Source organism: Enterobacter cloacae complex sp. 2024EL-00227 (assembly GCF_043945315.1).
Lineage (GTDB): Bacteria > Pseudomonadota > Gammaproteobacteria > Enterobacterales > Enterobacteriaceae > Enterobacter > Enterobacter roggenkampii.
On record NZ_JBIMQP010000014.1, the window covers coordinates 24,624 to 41,556 of the forward strand.

The following is a 16,933-nucleotide window of genomic DNA, read 5'->3' on the forward strand; positions in this document are numbered from 1 at the left end:
ATTACCCCTTGGCTGCGACCCGGAAGCCATTTTCCAGATCGGCAATTAAATCTTCAGAATCTTCGATACCGGTTGAGATCCGCAGCAGCGTCTCAGAAATCCCGGCGGCGGCACGTGCTTCGGGTGCCATACCTGCGTGCGTCATGGTCGCGGCGTGGGAGATCAAGCTTTCAACCCCACCTAAGGATTCCGCCAGCGTAAACAATGACAGCCCGCTCAGGAAGCGACGCAGCGTTTGCTCGTCACCGTCCAGTTCAAAACTTAACATCGCGCCAAACCCTTTCTGCTGGCGCGCGGCAATCTCGTGCCCCTGGTTTTCCGGCAGCGACGGGTGATACAGCTTCTTCACCAGCGGCTGGGTTTTCAGGAAGTCGACAATCGCCTGAGCATTACGCTGCGCCACGTCCATACGCGGCGACAGCGTACGGATGCCGCGCAACAGCAGGTAGCTGTCGAAGGCGCCTGCGGTGACGCCAATATTATTGGCCCACCATGCCAGTTCGGTGACAACGTCAGGATCTTTGGCAATCACCACGCCTGCTACCACGTCAGAATGGCCGTTCAGATATTTAGTGCATGAATGCAATACCAGATCGGCACCCAGTGCGAGTGGGTTCTGAAGGGCCGGACTGAGGAACGTATTATCCACTACACTTATCGCTCCCGCATCCCTTGCGAGCTGACAAATTTTCGCAATATCGACAACGCGCAACAATGGATTGCTTGGACTTTCTACCAGAACCAGCTTCGGTTTCTCTGCCAGCGCCTGTTTCAGCGCCTGTTCATCGTTTTGATCGACAAACAGCACGCGATAGCAGCCGCGTTTTGCCAGGCTATCAAACAGGCGATAGCTGCCGCCGTAACAGTCGTGCGGCGCAACCAGCAGGTCGCCAGGCTTCAGGAACACCGTGGTCACCAGATGAATGGCAGACATGCCGGTATTGGTTAATACTGCCCCTGCGCCACCTTCCAGTTCGGCCAGCGCGCGCTGGGTCACGTCACGCGTAGGGTTGCCACGACGCGAGTAGTCATGCGCACGGGGTTCATTAAATCCGGTGAAATTGTAGGTACTGGAAAGATGAATGGGCGGGACAACGCAGCCGTACTGCTCGTCATCATTTAATCCGCTACGCACTGCGATAGTGGCCTGTTTACGCGTCATGGTGAGGGCTTCCTGGCGAATGAGGTGAAAAGTCAGGCACCAGAGTAAACATTGAAAATATGGACGTCAATACATCTGGACATCTAAACTTCTTTGCGTATAGATTGAGCAATGCGCAAATAGCCGTTAAAATTATATGCTTTAGTGCACGCTGCAGCGGCAATATCCGTGCCACGGTATCGTCTCTACGGTAAACTAGGCAAGATTGCGGTTCAAAACGGGTGGTTAACGGTTTTGCACCTTTAGATAAATGACTGAGAGGATTAAAGGTATCTCATGGCTGAATGGAGCGGCGAATATATCAGCCCATACGCTGAGCACGGTAAGAAGAGTGAGCAAGTAAAGAAAATTACGGTTTCCATTCCTCTGAAGGTGTTGAAGATCCTCACCGATGAACGTACGCGTCGTCAGGTGAACAACCTGCGCCACGCAACCAACAGCGAACTGCTGTGCGAAGCGTTTCTGCATGCGTTTACCGGTCAACCGTTGCCGAACGATGACGATCTGCGCAAAGAGCGTAGTGACGAAATCCCGGAAGAGGCGAAGGTGATCATGCGTGAACTGGGTATTGACCCGGAGACGTGGGAATACTGAGAAGCGGATACAAAAAAGGCACCTTGCGGTGCCTTTTTTTCGGGAAACTTATTTAGCGCCCGGGATGCTGAAACGCTTGTTGAAGCGGTCAACACGGCCACCGGTTGCAACATCACGCTGCTTACCAGTGTAGAACGGGTGGCATTTGCCGCACACGTCCAGGTTCAGATCGTGACCCACGGTAGAGCGGATCTGGATAGAGTTACCGCAAGAACAGTTTGCAGTAATCATTTCGTATTTCGGGTGAATATCTTTTTTCATGGGAGAACCTCAGTTAAGGCCGCGTCGCTCTTCCAGCCCTAACGCCAGACACCACGCGATGTTGATTGTAAGTTCTTTGGCGTAAAGTACACCAAAGGCGGCGAATCATACAGAATTTGACCAACGTATGCAAACTGATCCGCACGCCGCTTTTACTAATGTGTATACTAACGCGCCACTTTTCAAGTCAGGAAGATTCGATGCCCGTCGCTCACGTTGCCCTGCCCGTTCCGCTTCCCCGCACCTTTGACTATCTGCTGCCCGACAGCATGAGCGCCAAAGCGGGCTGTCGCGTGACCGTGCCGTTTGGCAAACAGCAGCGCGTGGGGATCGTCGTCTCCGTCAGCGATAAGAGCGAACTGCCGCTTAATGAACTGAAATCGGTCGTTGAGGTGCTGGACAGCGAGCCCGTCTACTCCACCAGCACCTGGCGACTGCTGCTGTGGGCGGCGGATTATTATCATCACCCCATCGGCGACGTCCTGTTCCACGCCCTGCCAATTATGCTGCGTCAGGGCAAGAGCGCCAGCCATGCGCCAATGTGGTACTGGTTTGCCACGGAGGAAGGCCAGGCCGTCGACATCAACAGCCTGAAGCGCTCGCAGAAACAGCAGCAGGCGTTGGCGGCGCTGCGTCAGGGGAAAATCTGGCGGCATCAGGTCGACGAGCTTGAGGTCAGCGAAACGGCGCTACAGGCATTAAGAAAAAAAGGGCTGAGCGACCTGGCAAGCGAGGCGCCTGCCCTTAACGACTGGCGGGAGAGTTTCTCCGTTTCAGGGGATCGCCTGCGTCTGAATACCGAGCAGGCCACCGCGGTAGGCGCGATTCATAGCGCCTCCGATCGTTTCTCTGCCTGGCTGCTGGCGGGGGTCACCGGTTCCGGCAAGACCGAAGTTTACCTGAGCGTGCTGGAAAACGTGCTCGCGCAGGGGAAACAGGCGCTGGTGATGGTGCCGGAAATTGGCCTGACGCCGCAAACCATCGCCCGATTCCGCGAGCGCTTTAACGCGCCGGTTGAGGTTCTGCACTCCGGCCTGAATGACAGCGAGCGACTCAGCGCCTGGCTGAAAGCGAAAAACGGCGAAGCGGCGATTGTGATCGGCACCCGCTCGTCGCTGTTCACGCCGTTTAAAAATCTTGGCGTTATCGTGATCGACGAAGAGCACGACAGCTCCTATAAACAGCAGGAAGGCTGGCGCTATCACGCCCGCGATCTGGCCGTCTACCGCGCGCACAGCGAGCAAATTCCTATTGTTCTGGGATCCGCCACGCCTGCGCTCGAAACGCTGCACAACGTGCGCCAGCGTAAATACCACATGCTGCGCCTGACGCGTCGCGCGGGGAATGCCCGTCCGGCCATTCAGCACGTGCTGGATTTGAAAGGTCAGCAGGTCCAGGCGGGGCTAGCGCCCGCGCTTATTACCCGCATGCGCCAGCATTTGCAGGCGGGGAATCAGGTCATTCTGTTCCTCAACCGTCGCGGATTTGCACCTGCACTGCTGTGCCACGACTGCGGCTGGATTGCCGAATGCCCGCGCTGCGATCACTACTACACCTTCCATCAGGCCCAGCGTCATCTGCGCTGCCACCACTGCGACAGCCAGCGTCCGGTGCCGCGCCAGTGCCCGTCGTGTGGCTCAACGCATATTGTGCCGGTCGGTCTGGGGACGGAACAGCTGGAGCAGGCGCTTGGGCCCTTTTTCCCGGACGTGCCGATTTCGCGTATCGACCGGGACACCACCAGCCGCAAAGGCGCACTCGAACAGCAGCTGGCGGAAGTGCATCGCGGTGGCGCGCGCATCCTGATTGGCACCCAGATGCTGGCCAAAGGCCACCACTTCCCGGACGTGACGCTGGTCGCCCTGCTGGACGTGGACGGCGCGCTGTTCTCGGCAGATTTCCGCTCCGCCGAGCGCTTCGCCCAGCTTTACACCCAGGTTGCCGGACGTGCAGGACGCGCCGGTAAACAGGGCGAAGTGGTGCTGCAAACGCACCACCCGGAGCACCCGCTGCTGCAAACCCTGCTGCACAAAGGCTATGACGCCTTTGCCGAGCAGGCGCTGGCCGAACGCCAGACCATGCAGCTACCGCCGTGGACCAGCCACGTCATCATCCGCGCGGAAGATCATAACAATCAGCAGGCGCCACTTTTCCTGCAGCAGCTGAGAAACCTCCTGCAGGCCAGCCCGCTGGTGGATAGTCAGCTGTGGATTTTGGGCCCGGTGCCTGCCCTCGCGCCAAAACGCGGCGGCCGTTTCCGCTGGCAGATCTTGCTCCAGCACCCCTCGCGTATTCGTCTTCAGCATATTGTTAGCGGCGCGCTGGTGCTGATTAACACCCTGCCCGAAGCGCGAAAAGTGAAGTGGGTCCTGGACGTCGACCCTATCGAAGGCTGAAGCTGGATCGAAAAATTTAACGCTCCTCACACTTTTTATGAAAATTCTGTAACCGATTCCATTAACTATCTGTAAAAATGGTGATGTCAGAAGTTCGGTGTTCAGGCGAGGAGAAGACGTTGAAGTCCAGGAAAGAGGTTGCGGCTGCGACCATGAAAGACGTTGCCCAGAAAGCACAGGTCTCTACGGCAACAGTATCCCGCGCATTAATGAACCCGGATAAAGTCTCCCAGGCGACCCGTAACCGGGTGGAGCAGGCTGCGCTTGAAGTGGGCTATTTTCCGCAGGCAATGGGACGTAACGTCAAACGCAACGAGTCGCGCACCATCCTGGTGATTGTGCCGGACATCTGTGACCCTTTCTTTAGCGAGATTATCCGCGGCATAGAAGTCACGGCGGCGGAACAGGGGTACCTGGTGCTGATTGGCGACTGCGCCCATCAGAACCAACAGGAAAAAACCTTCATCGACCTCATTATCACCAAGCAGATCGACGGCATGCTGCTGCTTGGCTCTCGCCTGCCGTTTGATGCCAGCATCGAAGAGCAGCGTAATTTACCGCCGATGGTCATGGCCAACGAGTTTGCGCCAGAGCTGGAGCTGCCGACGGTCCATATCGATAACCTTACCGCCGCGTTCAACGCCGTAAACTATCTCCAGGAGCTGGGGCATAAGCGTATTGGCTGCATCGCCGGACCGGAAGAGATGCCGCTGTGTCACTACCGCCTGCAGGGATACGTTCAGGCGCTGCGACGTACCGGCGTGACCGTCGATCCGCATTACATTGCGCGCGGTGATTTTACCTTCGCAGCCGGTGGACAGGCGCTGGAGAAACTTCTGGACCTGCCTGAGCCGCCAACCGCCGTATTTTGCCACAGCGACGTGATGGCGCTGGGCGCATTATCGTATGCCAAACGCCGCGGCCTTCGCATACCGAAAGATTTATCCATCATCGGTTTCGATAATATTTCGCTTTCGGAGTTTTGCGATCCACCGCTCTCAACGGTCGCTCAGCCGCGCTATCAAATCGGTCGCGAAGCGATGCTGCTTCTGCTGGATCAGCTTCACGGTCAAACAGTTAGCAGCGGTTCACGGTTGCTGGACTGCGAACTGATCGTCCGCGGCACGACCCAGGCATTGACTTAAAGTAAACGTCTTTCGGATACCCTTATCTGGTCAAAGCCCCGCCGCTTAAGTAACATGGCGGACTGACGAACGAATAAATACAGCGAAACGATAGTGGCACAACGAGATTATGTACGTCGCGGCCAGCCGGCACCTTCGCGACGCAAAAAGAGTAGCTCAAGAAAAAAGCAACGTAACCTGCCTGCTGTCTCGCCAGCAATGGTCGCTATTGCTGCGGCTGTAGTCGTCGCCTTTATTGGTGGCCTGTACTTTATCACGCACCATAAAAAAGAAGAGTCTGAGGCGCTTCAGGCCAGTAAAGTCGCCGGAAATGGCCTCCCTCCGAAGCCTGAAGAGCGCTGGCGCTATATCAAAGAGCTGGAAAGCCGTCAGCCTGGGGTACGTGCGCCAACGGAACCTTCTGCGGGTGGTGAAGTACAGAATGCGAATCAGCTGACGGATGAACAGCGTCAGCTGCTGGCACAAATGCAGGCCGATATGCGCCAGCAGCCTACGCAGCTGAACGAAGTGCCGTGGAATGAGCAGACGCCGGAACAGCGTCAGCAAACGCTGCAGCGTCGCCAGGCACAACAGCAGATTCAGCAGCAACAGCAGTGGGCGCAAACCCAGCCGGTACAGCAGCCGAAGGCACAGCCGCGGGTAACGGAACAGCCGTATCAGCAGCCGACGCGTACGGTGCAGTCTCAGCCTGTCCAGCAGCAGCCTAAAGCGCAGCAGCAGAAGCAGGCGGCTCAGCCGTATCAGGATCTGCTCCAGACGCCAGCGCATACCACTGCGCAGCAGCCGAAAACGCAGCAGGCCGCGCCGGTCACGAAAGAGACCGAAGCGCCGAAGCAGACGGCGGAGAAAAAAGACGAACGTCGCTGGATGGTACAGTGCGGTTCGTTCAAAGGTGCGGAGCAGGCGGAAACGGTGCGCGCGCAGCTGGCCTTTGAAGGGTTTGATTCGCGTATTACCACCAATAACGGCTGGAATCGCGTGGTGATTGGTCCGGTCAAAGGCAAAGAAAATGCCGATGGCACCCTTTCTCGTTTGAAAATCGCCGGTCACACAAACTGCATTCGACTCGCCTCCGGGGGTTGAAACCCCCAAAATCCCCCCCATCTATCATTTAATTCAGCCCTGGGCACAGGCTCAGGGCTTCTGTTTCCCGATTCTGTAACCAGGGGGTCTGCTCGTGACAACAATAGTAAGTGTACGCCGTAACGGCCATGTGGTAATCGCCGGTGATGGCCAGGCCACGCTGGGTAATACCGTCATGAAAGGCAACGTGAAGAAAGTGCGTCGTCTCTACAACGACAAAGTGATCGCCGGTTTTGCAGGCGGCACGGCAGATGCCTTCACGCTGTTTGAACTGTTTGAACGTAAACTGGAAATGCACCAGGGTCATCTGGTGAAAGCCGCCGTTGAGCTGGCGAAAGACTGGCGTACCGACCGCATGCTGCGCAAGCTCGAAGCGCTGCTGGCGGTCGCCGATGAAACCGCTTCGCTTATCATCACCGGTAACGGTGACGTAATTCAGCCGGAAAATGACCTGATTGCCATCGGCTCTGGCGGCCCTTATGCCCAGGCTGCTGCCCGCGCACTGTTGGAAAATACCGACATGAACGCGCGTGATATCGCGGTGAAGGCGTTGGATATTGCAGGTGATATCTGCATCTATACCAACCACAACCACACCATCGAAGAATTGACCTCCAAAGCGTAAGGATCTCCCATGTCTGAAATGACCCCACGCGAAATTGTCAGCGAACTGAACAAACACATTATCGGCCAGGATAACGCCAAGCGTTCCGTGGCTATCGCCCTGCGTAACCGCTGGCGTCGTATGCAGCTTGACGAAGAGCTGCGCCACGAAGTGACGCCGAAAAACATTCTGATGATCGGCCCGACCGGCGTCGGTAAAACCGAAATCGCCCGTCGTCTGGCGAAGCTGGCTAACGCACCGTTCATCAAAGTTGAAGCCACCAAGTTCACCGAAGTGGGCTATGTGGGTAAAGAAGTGGACTCCATCATCCGCGATCTGACCGACTCGGCGATCAAAATGGTGCGCGTCCAGGCCATTGAGAAAAACCGCTATCGCGCGGAAGAGATGGCCGAAGAGCGCATTCTCGACGTGCTGATCCCACCGGCAAAAAACAACTGGGGTCAGGCTGAACAGCAGGCGGAACCGTCCGCTGCGCGTCAGGCGTTCCGCAAAAAACTGCGTGAAGGCCAGCTGGATGATAAAGAGATTGAGATCGATCTCGCTGCCGCGCCAATGGGTGTGGAAATCATGGCACCTCCGGGCATGGAAGAGATGACCAGCCAGCTGCAGTCCATGTTCCAGAACCTGGGCGGTCAGAAGCAAAAAACACGTAAGCTGAAAATCAAAGACGCGATGAAGCTGCTGATTGAAGAAGAAGCGGCGAAGCTGGTGAATCCGGAAGAGCTGAAGCAGGACGCTATCGACGCGGTTGAGCAGCACGGTATCGTGTTTATCGACGAAATCGACAAAATTTGTAAGCGCGGCGGCAACAGCTCCGGCCCGGACGTGTCCCGCGAAGGCGTTCAGCGCGACCTGCTGCCGCTGGTAGAAGGCTGCACCGTCTCCACCAAGCACGGCATGGTGAAAACGGACCACATCCTGTTTATCGCATCAGGTGCCTTCCAGGTTGCCAGCCCGTCGGATCTGATCCCGGAACTGCAGGGCCGTCTGCCTATCCGCGTTGAGCTGCAGGCGCTGACGACCGAAGACTTCGAACGTATCCTGACCGAGCCAAACGCCTCTGCAACCGTTCAGTACAAAGCGCTGATGGCGACCGAAGGCGTGAACCTCGAGTTCACTGAAGACGGTATCAAACGTATTGCCCAGGCTGCATGGCAGGTGAACGAAACCACCGAAAACATCGGTGCGCGTCGTCTGCATACCGTGCTGGAACGCCTGGTGGAAGATATCTCTTACGACGCGAGCGATCTGAACGGTCAAACCGTTACCATTGACGCAGAATATGTGAGTAAACATCTGGATGCGTTAGTGGCAGATGAAGATCTGAGCCGTTTTATCCTATAATCGCGGTTACTGGATTCTCATCACGTTTAATGGGGGCTAATGCCCCCATTTTTATTGGCTAAATACTTATGACTGACATCAGCCGTACTCAGGCGTGGCTCGAAAGTCTGCGCCCTAAAACACTCCCTCTGGCCTTTGCCGCGATTATCGTCGGTACGGCGCTTGCCTGGTGGCAGGGTTATTTCGATCCGCTGGTTGCCGCGCTGGCATTGATTACCGCCGGCCTGCTGCAAATTCTCTCCAACCTCGCCAACGACTATGGCGACGCGGTGAAAGGCAGCGACAAACCTGACCGTATCGGGCCGCTGCGTGGGATGCAAAAAGGGGTGATTACTCAGGCGCAGATGAAGCGCGCGCTGATTATCACCGTGGTGCTGATCTGTTTATCGGGTCTGGCGCTGGTGACAGTGGCGTCTAAGACCCCCAGCGATTTTATTGGCTTCCTGGTGCTGGGTTTATTGGCCATTATCGCAGCCATCACCTACACCGTCGGCACGCGTCCTTACGGCTACATTGGGCTCGGGGATATCTCCGTACTGGTGTTCTTCGGCTGGCTGAGCGTGATGGGAAGCTGGTACTTACAGGCGCATACGGTGATCCCTGCGCTGTTCCTGCCTGCGACCGCCTGCGGTCTGCTGGCGACCGCGGTGCTCAACATCAACAACCTGCGCGATATCGACAGCGACCGGGAGAACGGCAAAAACACCCTGGCGGTCCGTCTGGGGCCGGTGAATGCGCGTCGCTACCATGCCTGCCTGCTGATGGGTGCCCTGGTCTGCCTGGCGCTGTTTAACCTTATTTCCCTGCACAGTCTGTGGGGCTGGCTGTTTGTGCTTGCCGCGCCGCTGCTGATTAAGCAGGCCCGTTTTGTAATGCGCGAACGCAGCCCGGCCGCCATGCCGCCAATGCTGGAACGCACGGTAAAAGGCGCGCTGCTGACTAACCTGTTGTTCGTCATCGGGATTGTCTTAAGCCAGACGCTCAGTTAGCTGACAAATATCAATTAACAATTGATGATTTTGCCAACAACGCATTTCGCACGATATACTGAACACATTCGCAGCAACTGAGCGTTAAACCTATGAAATACGATACCTCCGAGCTTTGTGACATCTACCAGGAAGATGTCAACGTCGTTGAACCGCTGTTCTCCAACTTTGGTGGGCGGTCGTCGTTTGGCGGACAGATCGTCACGGTGAAATGTTTCGAGGATAACGGGTTGTTGTACGATCTGCTCGAACAGAACGGCCGTGGCCGCGTACTGGTGGTCGATGGCGGTGGTTCCGTACGCCGCGCATTGATTGATGCTGAGCTGGCCGGTATTGCCGCACAAAACGAGTGGGAAGGCATTGTGGTGTACGGTTCCGTGCGTCAGGTGGACGATCTGGAAGACCTGGATATCGGGATTCAGGCCATCGCAGCCATACCGGTAGGGGCGGCAGGTGACGGCATCGGCGAAAGCGACGTGCGCGTCAATTTCGGCGGCGTGACCTTCTTCTCCGGCGACCATCTCTACGCCGATAATACCGGCATTATCCTTTCCGAAGATCCGCTGGATATCGAGTAATAAAACCGTAAGCGTGGACCATAAAAAAACCGCCAACAGCAATGTGGCGGTTTTTTTGTCCCTCGGGATTCGCGGTCCGTTGGGAAGGCTTGCAACCTTTGACCAGGGTTTTTATCTTACCCTGATTCAAATCTCAGGTAATCCCCTCGACCCTTTATAAATTCCTAATTATCTATACAGACCTTAACTACGCTACTGTTGCTGACTATGATGCTGCGTCCCTTTCCGCCATCTCGCACATGGGCATCGGTCCAGGGAAAGGTGTCTTCACAACCGTAAAGCAACCCTTGATCAGGCTTGTGTCCACCGACTTATCACCGGTGGTGAACGGTGGAGCGGTTAGCTGCAGGGACCGCATAATGAAACGCTATTTATGTATCGCGTTCATTGTCGCCAGCGTACTCGTTGTAAAGAGTGATGAACCGAATGTGTTCGTTGCTTTTACTATGATAGCGCAGGACAAGTAGCGTTAAGGCCGCCTCTGGCGGCCTTTTTTATGGTGATCGCCGACTGACATCAAACCATAAAAAAAGCCGGGTGGCGGCTTCGCCTTACCCGGCCTACTCATTAATCCCAATGGGAATTAAACCTCTTCCATACGTCCCAGCAGCGCCTGCAGGCGATCCTGCCAGCCGTTCTGCTGTTCGCGCAGCTGGTTGTTTTCGCGCTCCAGTTCTTCGCGGCTGTGCTGCGCGTTCTGTACTTCCTGCGCCAGGCTGTTGTTCTTCTCTTTCAGCTCTTCAATTTCCATCTGCAGCAGGGTGATGGTGTCAATCGCCTGCTGTACTTTCGATTCCAGTTTCTCAAACACTTCTAAAGACATGATGCTACCTCTCCTGAATTGCAAGGCGACGCTTTAACATAAACGCGCACGACATATACCGTCGATTGTATGGAGCGCGGCGCTCTGTGTCCAGCGACACACCGCGCAGATCGCGGTTTGCAACACTTTTAGGTCTGGTCCTGGTGCGTTCGCGTCATATACCCCTAAATTGTTAACTGATTCGTTAATGAAATGATTCAGCTCACATTCCTGTACTGATCCTGTACTGCTGCAAAAATGTGCTTTATGGCGCGAAAACGCTCATTTTATTGACGCAGACCACACATTTCGATTTCGATATTTCTCGTTTTTGCTCGTTAACGATAAATTAACACTATGTCTACAGGGCATCGTGGCTGTCACGGGCGGCCATGCTAACAATAAACATCAATTTCTTCAGGATTCCGATTATGAGTCAGACATCAACCTTAAAAGGCCAGTGCATTGCCGAGTTCCTTGGTACCGGGTTGTTGATATTCTTCGGAGTGGGCTGTGTCGCTGCACTGAAAGTGGCGGGTGCCAGTTTTGGTCAGTGGGAAATCAGTATCATCTGGGGTCTGGGCGTGGCGATGGCCATCTACCTGACTGCAGGAGTGTCTGGTGCACATCTTAACCCGGCGGTGACTATCGCACTGTGGCTGTTCGCGTGCTTCGACGGACGCAAAGTAGTTCCTTTCATTCTTTCTCAGTTTGCCGGCGCGTTTTGCGCAGCGGCGTTAGTTTACGGGCTTTATTACAATCTTTTCATCGACTTCGAACAGACGCATCATATGGTGCGCGGCAGCGTCGAAAGTCTGGATCTGGCAGGCATCTTCTCAACCTATCCAAACCCGCATATCAATTTTGTGCAGGCGTTCGCAGTTGAAATGGTGATTACCGCTATTCTGATGGGCGTTATCCTGGCGCTGACCGACGACGGAAACGGCATTCCGCGCGGCCCGCTGGCCCCACTGCTGATTGGCCTGCTGATTGCGGTGATTGGTGCCTCCATGGGCCCGCTGACCGGCTTCGCGATGAACCCGGCGCGTGATATCGGACCTAAAGCGTTCGCCTTTATCGCAGGCTGGGGCGACGTCGCCTTCACCGGTGGCAAAGACATTCCTTACTTCCTGGTACCGCTGTTTGCGCCAGTTGTCGGGGCTGCGCTGGGTGCGTTCAGCTACCGCAAATTAATTGGTCGCCATTTACCGTGCGATACCTGTGTGGAAGAGGAGAAGGAAACGACTTCTACCGCACAACAAAAAGCTTCGCTGTAATCTGACTACGGGACACATACCATGACCGAAAAAAAATATATCGTTGCGCTCGACCAGGGCACTACCAGCTCCCGCGCTGTCGTAATGGATCATGACGCGAACATCGTCAGCGTGTCACAGCGCGAATTTGAGCAAATTTATCCTCGTCCAGGCTGGGTCGAACACGACCCAATGGAGATCTGGGCGTCACAAAGCTCCACGCTGGTCGAAGTGCTGGCAAAAGCCGATATCAGTTCCGACGAGATTGCCGCGATTGGTATCACTAACCAGCGTGAAACGACGATTGTCTGGGAACGTGAAACCGGTAAGCCTATTTACAACGCCATCGTCTGGCAGTGCCGCCGTACCTCTGAGATCTGCGAGCAGCTGAAGCGCGACGGCATGGAAGAGTACGTGCGCAGCGCCACCGGTCTGGTGGTTGACCCGTATTTCTCCGGCACCAAAGTGAAGTGGATCCTCGACCACGTGGAAGGTTCACGCGAGCGTGCAAAACGCGGCGAGCTGCTGTTCGGCACCGTCGACACCTGGCTTATCTGGAAGATGACCCAGGGACGCGTCCACGTCACCGACTACACCAACGCCTCGCGTACCATGCTGTTCAACATCAACACCCTGGAGTGGGATGACAAGATGCTGGACGCGCTGGATATCCCACGTGCGATGCTGCCTGACGTGCGCAAGTCTTCTGAGGTTTACGGCCAGACCAACATCGGCGGTAAAGGCGGCACCCGTATTCCTATCGCCGGTATTGCCGGTGACCAGCAGGCGGCGCTGTTCGGCCAGCTGTGCGTCAAAGAAGGGATGGCGAAGAACACCTACGGCACCGGCTGCTTTATGCTGATGAACACCGGCGAGAAAGCGGTGAAATCAGAAAACGGCCTGCTGACCACCATCGCCTGTGGACCACGCGGCGAAGTGAACTATGCCCTGGAAGGTGCGGTGTTCATGGCCGGTGCGTCTATCCAGTGGCTGCGCGACGAGATGAAGCTGATCAGCGATGCGTTCGACTCCGAGTACTTCGCGACCAAAGTGAAAGACACCAACGGCGTGTACGTGGTGCCTGCATTCACCGGTCTGGGCGCGCCGTACTGGGATCCGTATGCACGCGGCGCAATTTTTGGCCTGACGCGTGGCGTTAACTCTAACCACATTATTCGCGCCACCCTGGAATCCATCGCCTACCAGACGCGCGACGTGCTGGAAGCGATGCAGGCGGACTCCGGCATTCGTCTGCACGCCCTGCGCGTGGACGGCGGTGCGGTCGCGAATAACTTCCTGATGCAGTTCCAGTCCGACATTCTGGGTACCCGCGTTGAGCGTCCTGAAGTGCGTGAAGTCACGGCGCTGGGCGCGGCATACCTTGCCGGTCTGGCGGTAGGCTTCTGGCAGAACCTGGACGAGTTGCAGGAAAAAGCGGTGATCGAACGCGAATTCCGCCCTGGCATCGAAACCACCGAGCGTAATTTCCGCTACAGCGGCTGGAAGAAAGCGGTGAAACGCGCACTGGCGTGGGAAGAGCACGAAGAGTAATCATATATTCCCTCTCCCCTGGGGAGAGGGTCAGGGTGAGGGGCCCGGACCGCACCGGTCCCCTCGCCCCTCCCCACTCTGTGATAAACTTCGTGCAATTCCTTTTGATTGTACGAGTACCTCATGAAACGTGAACTTGCTATCGAGTTTTCCCGCGTCACCGAAGCGGCTGCCCTTGCAGGCTATAAGTGGCTGGGTCGTGGTGACAAAAATACCGCAGACGGCGCAGCCGTCCATGCCATGCGCATTGTGCTTAACCAGGTCAACATCGACGGCACCATCGTGATCGGCGAAGGCGAGATCGACGAAGCGCCGATGCTTTATATCGGTGAAAAAGTCGGTACCGGCAACGGCGATGCCGTGGATATTGCCGTCGACCCGATCGAAGGCACCCGAATGACGGCGATGGGTCAGGCCAACGCCCTGGCGGTGCTGGCCGTGGGCGATAAGGGCTGCTTCCTTAACGCGCCGGATATGTACATGGAAAAGCTGATTGTCGGTCCCGGCGCGAAAGGCGCAATCGACCTCAGCCTGCCGCTGGAAGAGAACCTGCGTAACGTCGCCAGCGCGCTGAACAAACCGCTGAGCGAACTCACCGTCACTATTCTGGCCAAACCGCGCCACGACGCCACCATCGCGCAGATGCAAAAGCTCGGCGTGCGCGTGTTTGCCATTCCGGATGGTGACGTTGCCGCCTCGATCCTGACCTGCATGCCGGACAGCGAAGTAGACGTGCTGTACGGCATCGGCGGCGCGCCGGAAGGCGTAGTCTCTGCGGCAGTGATCCGCGCGCTGGACGGCGATATGCAGGCTCGTCTGCTGCCCCGCCACGAGGTGAAAGGCGACAGCGAAGAGAACCGCCGTATCGGAGAAAACGAGCTGGCACGCTGCGAAGCGATGGGCATCGAGGCCAACAAAGTGCTGGCGCTGCATGATATGGCCCGTAGCGATAACGTGGTCTTCTCGGCGACAGGTATCACCAAAGGCGATCTGCTGGACGGTATCAGCCGCAAGGGCAATATGGCCACCACTGAAACGCTGCTGATCCGCGGAAAATCACGCACCATTCGCCGCATCCAGTCTATCCACTATCTCGACCGCAAAGACCCGGACGTACAGACGCACATTCTGTAAAACCGTTTGATCGATAGAGCTTTCCGGCCCAAATGGGCTGGAAATCTCCCCGTTAAGTACGGAAGATAGAACAGAGAAACAGCACAGGAGAAGATCATGGCGGACTGGGTAACAGGTAAAGTCACAAAGATACAGTTCTGGACCGATGCGCTATTTAGTCTCACCCTGCATGCTCCCGTCCACCCGTTTAAAGCCGGGCAATTTGCGAAGCTGGGGCTGGATGTCGACGGCGAGCGCGTGCAGCGCGCCTACTCTTACGTTAACGCGCCTGATAACCCGGATCTCGAGTTCTATCTGGTCACCGTTCCTGACGGTAAACTCAGCCCGCGCCTTGCCGCCCTAAAGCCCGGCGACGAGGTGCAAATCGTGAGTGAAGCAGCAGGCTTCTTTGTGCTCGAAGAGATCCCGGATTGTGACACGCTCTGGATGCTGGCAACCGGTACGGCCATCGGCCCTTATCTCTCTATTTTGCAGTACGGCAAAGACCTGGAGCGTTTTAAAAACATCGTGCTGGTTCACGCTGCGCGCTACGCCGCAGACCTGAGCTACCTGCCGCAGATGCAGGCGCTGGAACAGCAGTACGGCGGAAAGTTAAAGATTCAGACGGTGGTCAGCCGCGAAACCGTAGCAGGAACGCTGACCGGTCGCGTGCCGGCGTTAATTGAGAATGGTGCCCTGGAAGAGGCGGTGGGTTTACCGATGACGGCTGAAACCAGCCACGTCATGCTGTGTGGCAACCCGCAGATGGTACGCGACACGCAGCAGCTTCTGAAGGATACCCGGCAGATGACGAAACATCTTCGCCGCCGACCGGGCCATATGACCGCCGAACACTACTGGTGATCAGCGGTATTTCACCTCAACGGTGTCTTTACCGTATTTGTTTTCGCTCTGGGTGCCAATAAACGCGCCCAGATCGACAATCATCATCACGAAGATGACCGACGGCAGCAGCCTGCCCACCACCCACGGCAGGATGGATGGAAGCATCGCCCAGTTTCCCGCCACCAGCATCCACGCCAGAATAATCAGAAATGCCCACGCGCCGGAACGACCGCGATCGTGCAGGCGTTTCACCACGACAGCCGCCGTTGGCCAGAGCAGGCAGACCAGCGCGAAGGCCGCCGTTTGCGTGCTCAGCCACGCGTTATAGGCGACGAAAAACAGAAGCAGCATGGCGACAACCCACGTCACCATCCAGATCCAGAAATCACGGCGTCCAATACGCCCTTTGAATGAAAACAGCCACTGCTGTATGGTCATGTAAGGTTCCTTATTATCGTTTAGCCCGCATTTTACCCTGGAGTTGTGACCTTTTGACAAGCCGACCAGATATCGTTTTAATCATGAGCACTTACGGCCAGGGGCAATGTTGATGAAAAGTTCGGCACATTCTCTTTTCCTGTGTTTAGCGCTGCTCAGCGCGGGTTTTACCCTGCACGCCGCCGAAACCACAGCCCCGACCACAGCACCGTACCTGCTGGCGGGCGCACCGTCGTTCGATCAGTCCATCAGCCAGTTTCGCGAAGCCTTCAATCAGGCCAACCCCACGCTGCAACTGGATGAGTTTCGTGCCATTGATGGCCCCCGCGACACGCCTACCCTGACCCGTGCGGCAAGCAAGATTAACGAGAATTTGTATGCCTCCACGGCGCTGGAGCGCGGGACGTTAAAAATCAAAAGCATGCAAATCACCTGGCTGCCGATACAAGGGCCAGAGCAGAAAGCCGCGAAGGCGAAAGCGCTGGAGTACATGGGCGCGGTCCTGCAGGCGTTTACCCCTGCGCTGACGAAAAAGCAAAGCCAGCAAAAGCTGCAAAAACTCCTCACCGCCGGTAAAAATAAGCGTTACTACGCCGATACCGAAGGCGCGATCCGCTATGTGGTGGCGGACAACGGCGAAAAAGGACTGACCTTCGCTGTTGAACCGATTAAGCTGGCACTATCTGACACCCTCGGCGGGGCGAATTAATGACAAAAAGCAAAGCCTTTCGAGGGAAAATCTCTATACTG

At 56.2% G+C, this 16,933-nt stretch carries 17 protein-coding genes; 13 read left to right on the top strand and 4 right to left on the bottom strand.

Annotated features, from left to right (window positions below; all coding sequences use genetic code 11):
* Position 1 precedes the first annotated feature (1 nt).
* Positions 2-1,162, bottom strand: coding sequence for a cystathionine gamma-synthase (metB, locus tag ACHH0Z_RS20445; protein WP_021242813.1), 1,161 nt, complete (start codon positions 1,160-1,162; stop codon positions 2-4).
* Positions 1,163-1,438: 276 nt separating this feature from the next.
* On the opposite strand from metB, the gene metJ reads away from it, so the two are divergent.
* Entirely contained in the window at positions 1,439-1,756 is a 318-nt protein-coding gene (gene metJ / locus ACHH0Z_RS20450; protein WP_003862042.1) for a met regulon transcriptional regulator MetJ, read from the top strand.
* A 48-nt stretch (positions 1,757-1,804) separates the two neighbouring features.
* Here metJ and rpmE read toward each other — a convergent pair whose 3' ends face one another.
* Positions 1,805-2,017, bottom strand: a complete 213-nt coding sequence (gene rpmE / locus ACHH0Z_RS20455) for a 50S ribosomal protein L31 (RefSeq protein ID WP_003862040.1) — start codon at positions 2,015-2,017, stop codon at positions 1,805-1,807.
* 200 nt (positions 2,018-2,217) lie between these two features.
* Between rpmE and priA the strand changes: the two genes are divergently transcribed.
* From priA to rraA, 7 genes are all read left to right on the top strand, one after another.
* Positions 2,218-4,413, top strand: coding sequence for a primosomal protein N' (gene priA, locus ACHH0Z_RS20460; protein WP_025912299.1), 2,196 nt, complete (start codon positions 2,218-2,220; stop codon positions 4,411-4,413).
* Positions 4,414-4,532: 119 nt separating this feature from the next.
* The gene (gene cytR, locus ACHH0Z_RS20465; RefSeq protein ID WP_023293597.1) at positions 4,533-5,558 is read left to right on the top strand and encodes a DNA-binding transcriptional regulator CytR; all 1,026 of its coding nucleotides are present in this window, start codon (positions 4,533-4,535) and stop codon (positions 5,556-5,558) included.
* A gap of 93 nt (positions 5,559-5,651) precedes the next feature.
* Positions 5,652-6,641 (top strand): cell division protein FtsN, encoded by a 990-nt coding sequence (gene ftsN / locus ACHH0Z_RS20470; protein ID WP_032622950.1) that lies wholly within the window; start codon positions 5,652-5,654, stop codon positions 6,639-6,641.
* A gap of 94 nt (positions 6,642-6,735) precedes the next feature.
* Positions 6,736-7,266, top strand: a complete 531-nt coding sequence (gene hslV, locus ACHH0Z_RS20475) for an ATP-dependent protease subunit HslV (protein ID WP_008501802.1) — start codon at positions 6,736-6,738, stop codon at positions 7,264-7,266.
* A 9-nt stretch (positions 7,267-7,275) separates the two neighbouring features.
* Complete coding sequence (hslU, locus tag ACHH0Z_RS20480) at positions 7,276-8,610, top strand: HslU--HslV peptidase ATPase subunit (RefSeq protein WP_008501803.1); 1,335 nt, start codon at positions 7,276-7,278, stop codon at positions 8,608-8,610.
* A 68-nt stretch (positions 8,611-8,678) separates the two neighbouring features.
* The gene (gene menA / locus ACHH0Z_RS20485) at positions 8,679-9,599 is read left to right on the top strand and encodes a 1,4-dihydroxy-2-naphthoate polyprenyltransferase (protein WP_008501804.1); all 921 of its coding nucleotides are present in this window, start codon (positions 8,679-8,681) and stop codon (positions 9,597-9,599) included.
* Positions 9,600-9,691: 92 nt separating this feature from the next.
* Complete coding sequence (gene rraA / locus ACHH0Z_RS20490; protein WP_008501805.1) at positions 9,692-10,177, top strand: ribonuclease E activity regulator RraA; 486 nt, start codon at positions 9,692-9,694, stop codon at positions 10,175-10,177.
* A gap of 583 nt (positions 10,178-10,760) precedes the next feature.
* Here the strand turns inward: rraA and zapB are convergent.
* Complete coding sequence (zapB, locus tag ACHH0Z_RS20495; RefSeq protein ID WP_008501806.1) at positions 10,761-11,000, bottom strand: septal ring assembly protein ZapB; 240 nt, start codon at positions 10,998-11,000, stop codon at positions 10,761-10,763.
* Between the two features lie 410 nt (positions 11,001-11,410).
* On the opposite strand from zapB, the gene ACHH0Z_RS20500 reads away from it, so the two are divergent.
* The 4 genes from ACHH0Z_RS20500 to fpr all read left to right on the top strand — a co-directional run bounded on the left by ACHH0Z_RS20500 (position 11,411) and on the right by fpr (position 15,763).
* Complete coding sequence (locus ACHH0Z_RS20500) at positions 11,411-12,256, top strand: MIP/aquaporin family protein (RefSeq protein ID WP_014885705.1); 846 nt, start codon at positions 11,411-11,413, stop codon at positions 12,254-12,256.
* 21 nt (positions 12,257-12,277) lie between these two features.
* Positions 12,278-13,786, top strand: coding sequence for a glycerol kinase GlpK (gene glpK / locus ACHH0Z_RS20505; RefSeq protein ID WP_008501808.1), 1,509 nt, complete (start codon positions 12,278-12,280; stop codon positions 13,784-13,786).
* A 123-nt stretch (positions 13,787-13,909) separates the two neighbouring features.
* Entirely contained in the window at positions 13,910-14,920 is a 1,011-nt protein-coding gene (gene glpX, locus ACHH0Z_RS20510; RefSeq protein ID WP_008501809.1) for a class II fructose-bisphosphatase, read from the top strand.
* 96 nt (positions 14,921-15,016) lie between these two features.
* Complete coding sequence (fpr, locus tag ACHH0Z_RS20515; protein ID WP_008501810.1) at positions 15,017-15,763, top strand: ferredoxin--NADP(+) reductase; 747 nt, start codon at positions 15,017-15,019, stop codon at positions 15,761-15,763.
* Here the strand turns inward: fpr and ACHH0Z_RS20520 are convergent, their stop codons facing one another.
* Positions 15,764-16,183, bottom strand: a complete 420-nt coding sequence (locus ACHH0Z_RS20520) for a DUF805 domain-containing protein (RefSeq protein ID WP_023293600.1) — start codon at positions 16,181-16,183, stop codon at positions 15,764-15,766.
* A 112-nt stretch (positions 16,184-16,295) separates the two neighbouring features.
* On the opposite strand from ACHH0Z_RS20520, the gene ACHH0Z_RS20525 reads away from it, so the two are divergent.
* Positions 16,296-16,892, top strand: coding sequence for a DUF1454 family protein (locus tag ACHH0Z_RS20525; RefSeq protein ID WP_045408714.1), 597 nt, complete (start codon positions 16,296-16,298; stop codon positions 16,890-16,892).
* Positions 16,893-16,933: the final 41 nt, after the last annotated feature.

Coding starts and splice junctions, on each gene's coding strand:
- metB (WP_021242813.1), bottom strand. CDS start 1,162: ATGACGCGTAAACAGGCCACTATCGCAGTGCGTAGCGGATTAAATGAT.
- metJ (WP_003862042.1), top strand. CDS start 1,439: ATGGCTGAATGGAGCGGCGAATATATCAGCCCATACGCTGAGCACGGT.
- rpmE (WP_003862040.1), bottom strand. CDS start 2,017: ATGAAAAAAGATATTCACCCGAAATACGAAATGATTACTGCAAACTGT.
- priA (WP_025912299.1), top strand. CDS start 2,218: ATGCCCGTCGCTCACGTTGCCCTGCCCGTTCCGCTTCCCCGCACCTTT.
- hslU (WP_008501803.1), top strand. CDS start 7,276: ATGTCTGAAATGACCCCACGCGAAATTGTCAGCGAACTGAACAAACAC.
- menA (WP_008501804.1), top strand. CDS start 8,679: ATGACTGACATCAGCCGTACTCAGGCGTGGCTCGAAAGTCTGCGCCCT.
- rraA (WP_008501805.1), top strand. CDS start 9,692: ATGAAATACGATACCTCCGAGCTTTGTGACATCTACCAGGAAGATGTC.
- zapB (WP_008501806.1), bottom strand. CDS start 11,000: ATGTCTTTAGAAGTGTTTGAGAAACTGGAATCGAAAGTACAGCAGGCG.
- ACHH0Z_RS20500 (WP_014885705.1), top strand. CDS start 11,411: ATGAGTCAGACATCAACCTTAAAAGGCCAGTGCATTGCCGAGTTCCTT.
- glpK (WP_008501808.1), top strand. CDS start 12,278: ATGACCGAAAAAAAATATATCGTTGCGCTCGACCAGGGCACTACCAGC.
- glpX (WP_008501809.1), top strand. CDS start 13,910: ATGAAACGTGAACTTGCTATCGAGTTTTCCCGCGTCACCGAAGCGGCT.
- fpr (WP_008501810.1), top strand. CDS start 15,017: ATGGCGGACTGGGTAACAGGTAAAGTCACAAAGATACAGTTCTGGACC.
- ACHH0Z_RS20520 (WP_023293600.1), bottom strand. CDS start 16,183: ATGACCATACAGCAGTGGCTGTTTTCATTCAAAGGGCGTATTGGACGC.
- ACHH0Z_RS20525 (WP_045408714.1), top strand. CDS start 16,296: ATGAAAAGTTCGGCACATTCTCTTTTCCTGTGTTTAGCGCTGCTCAGC.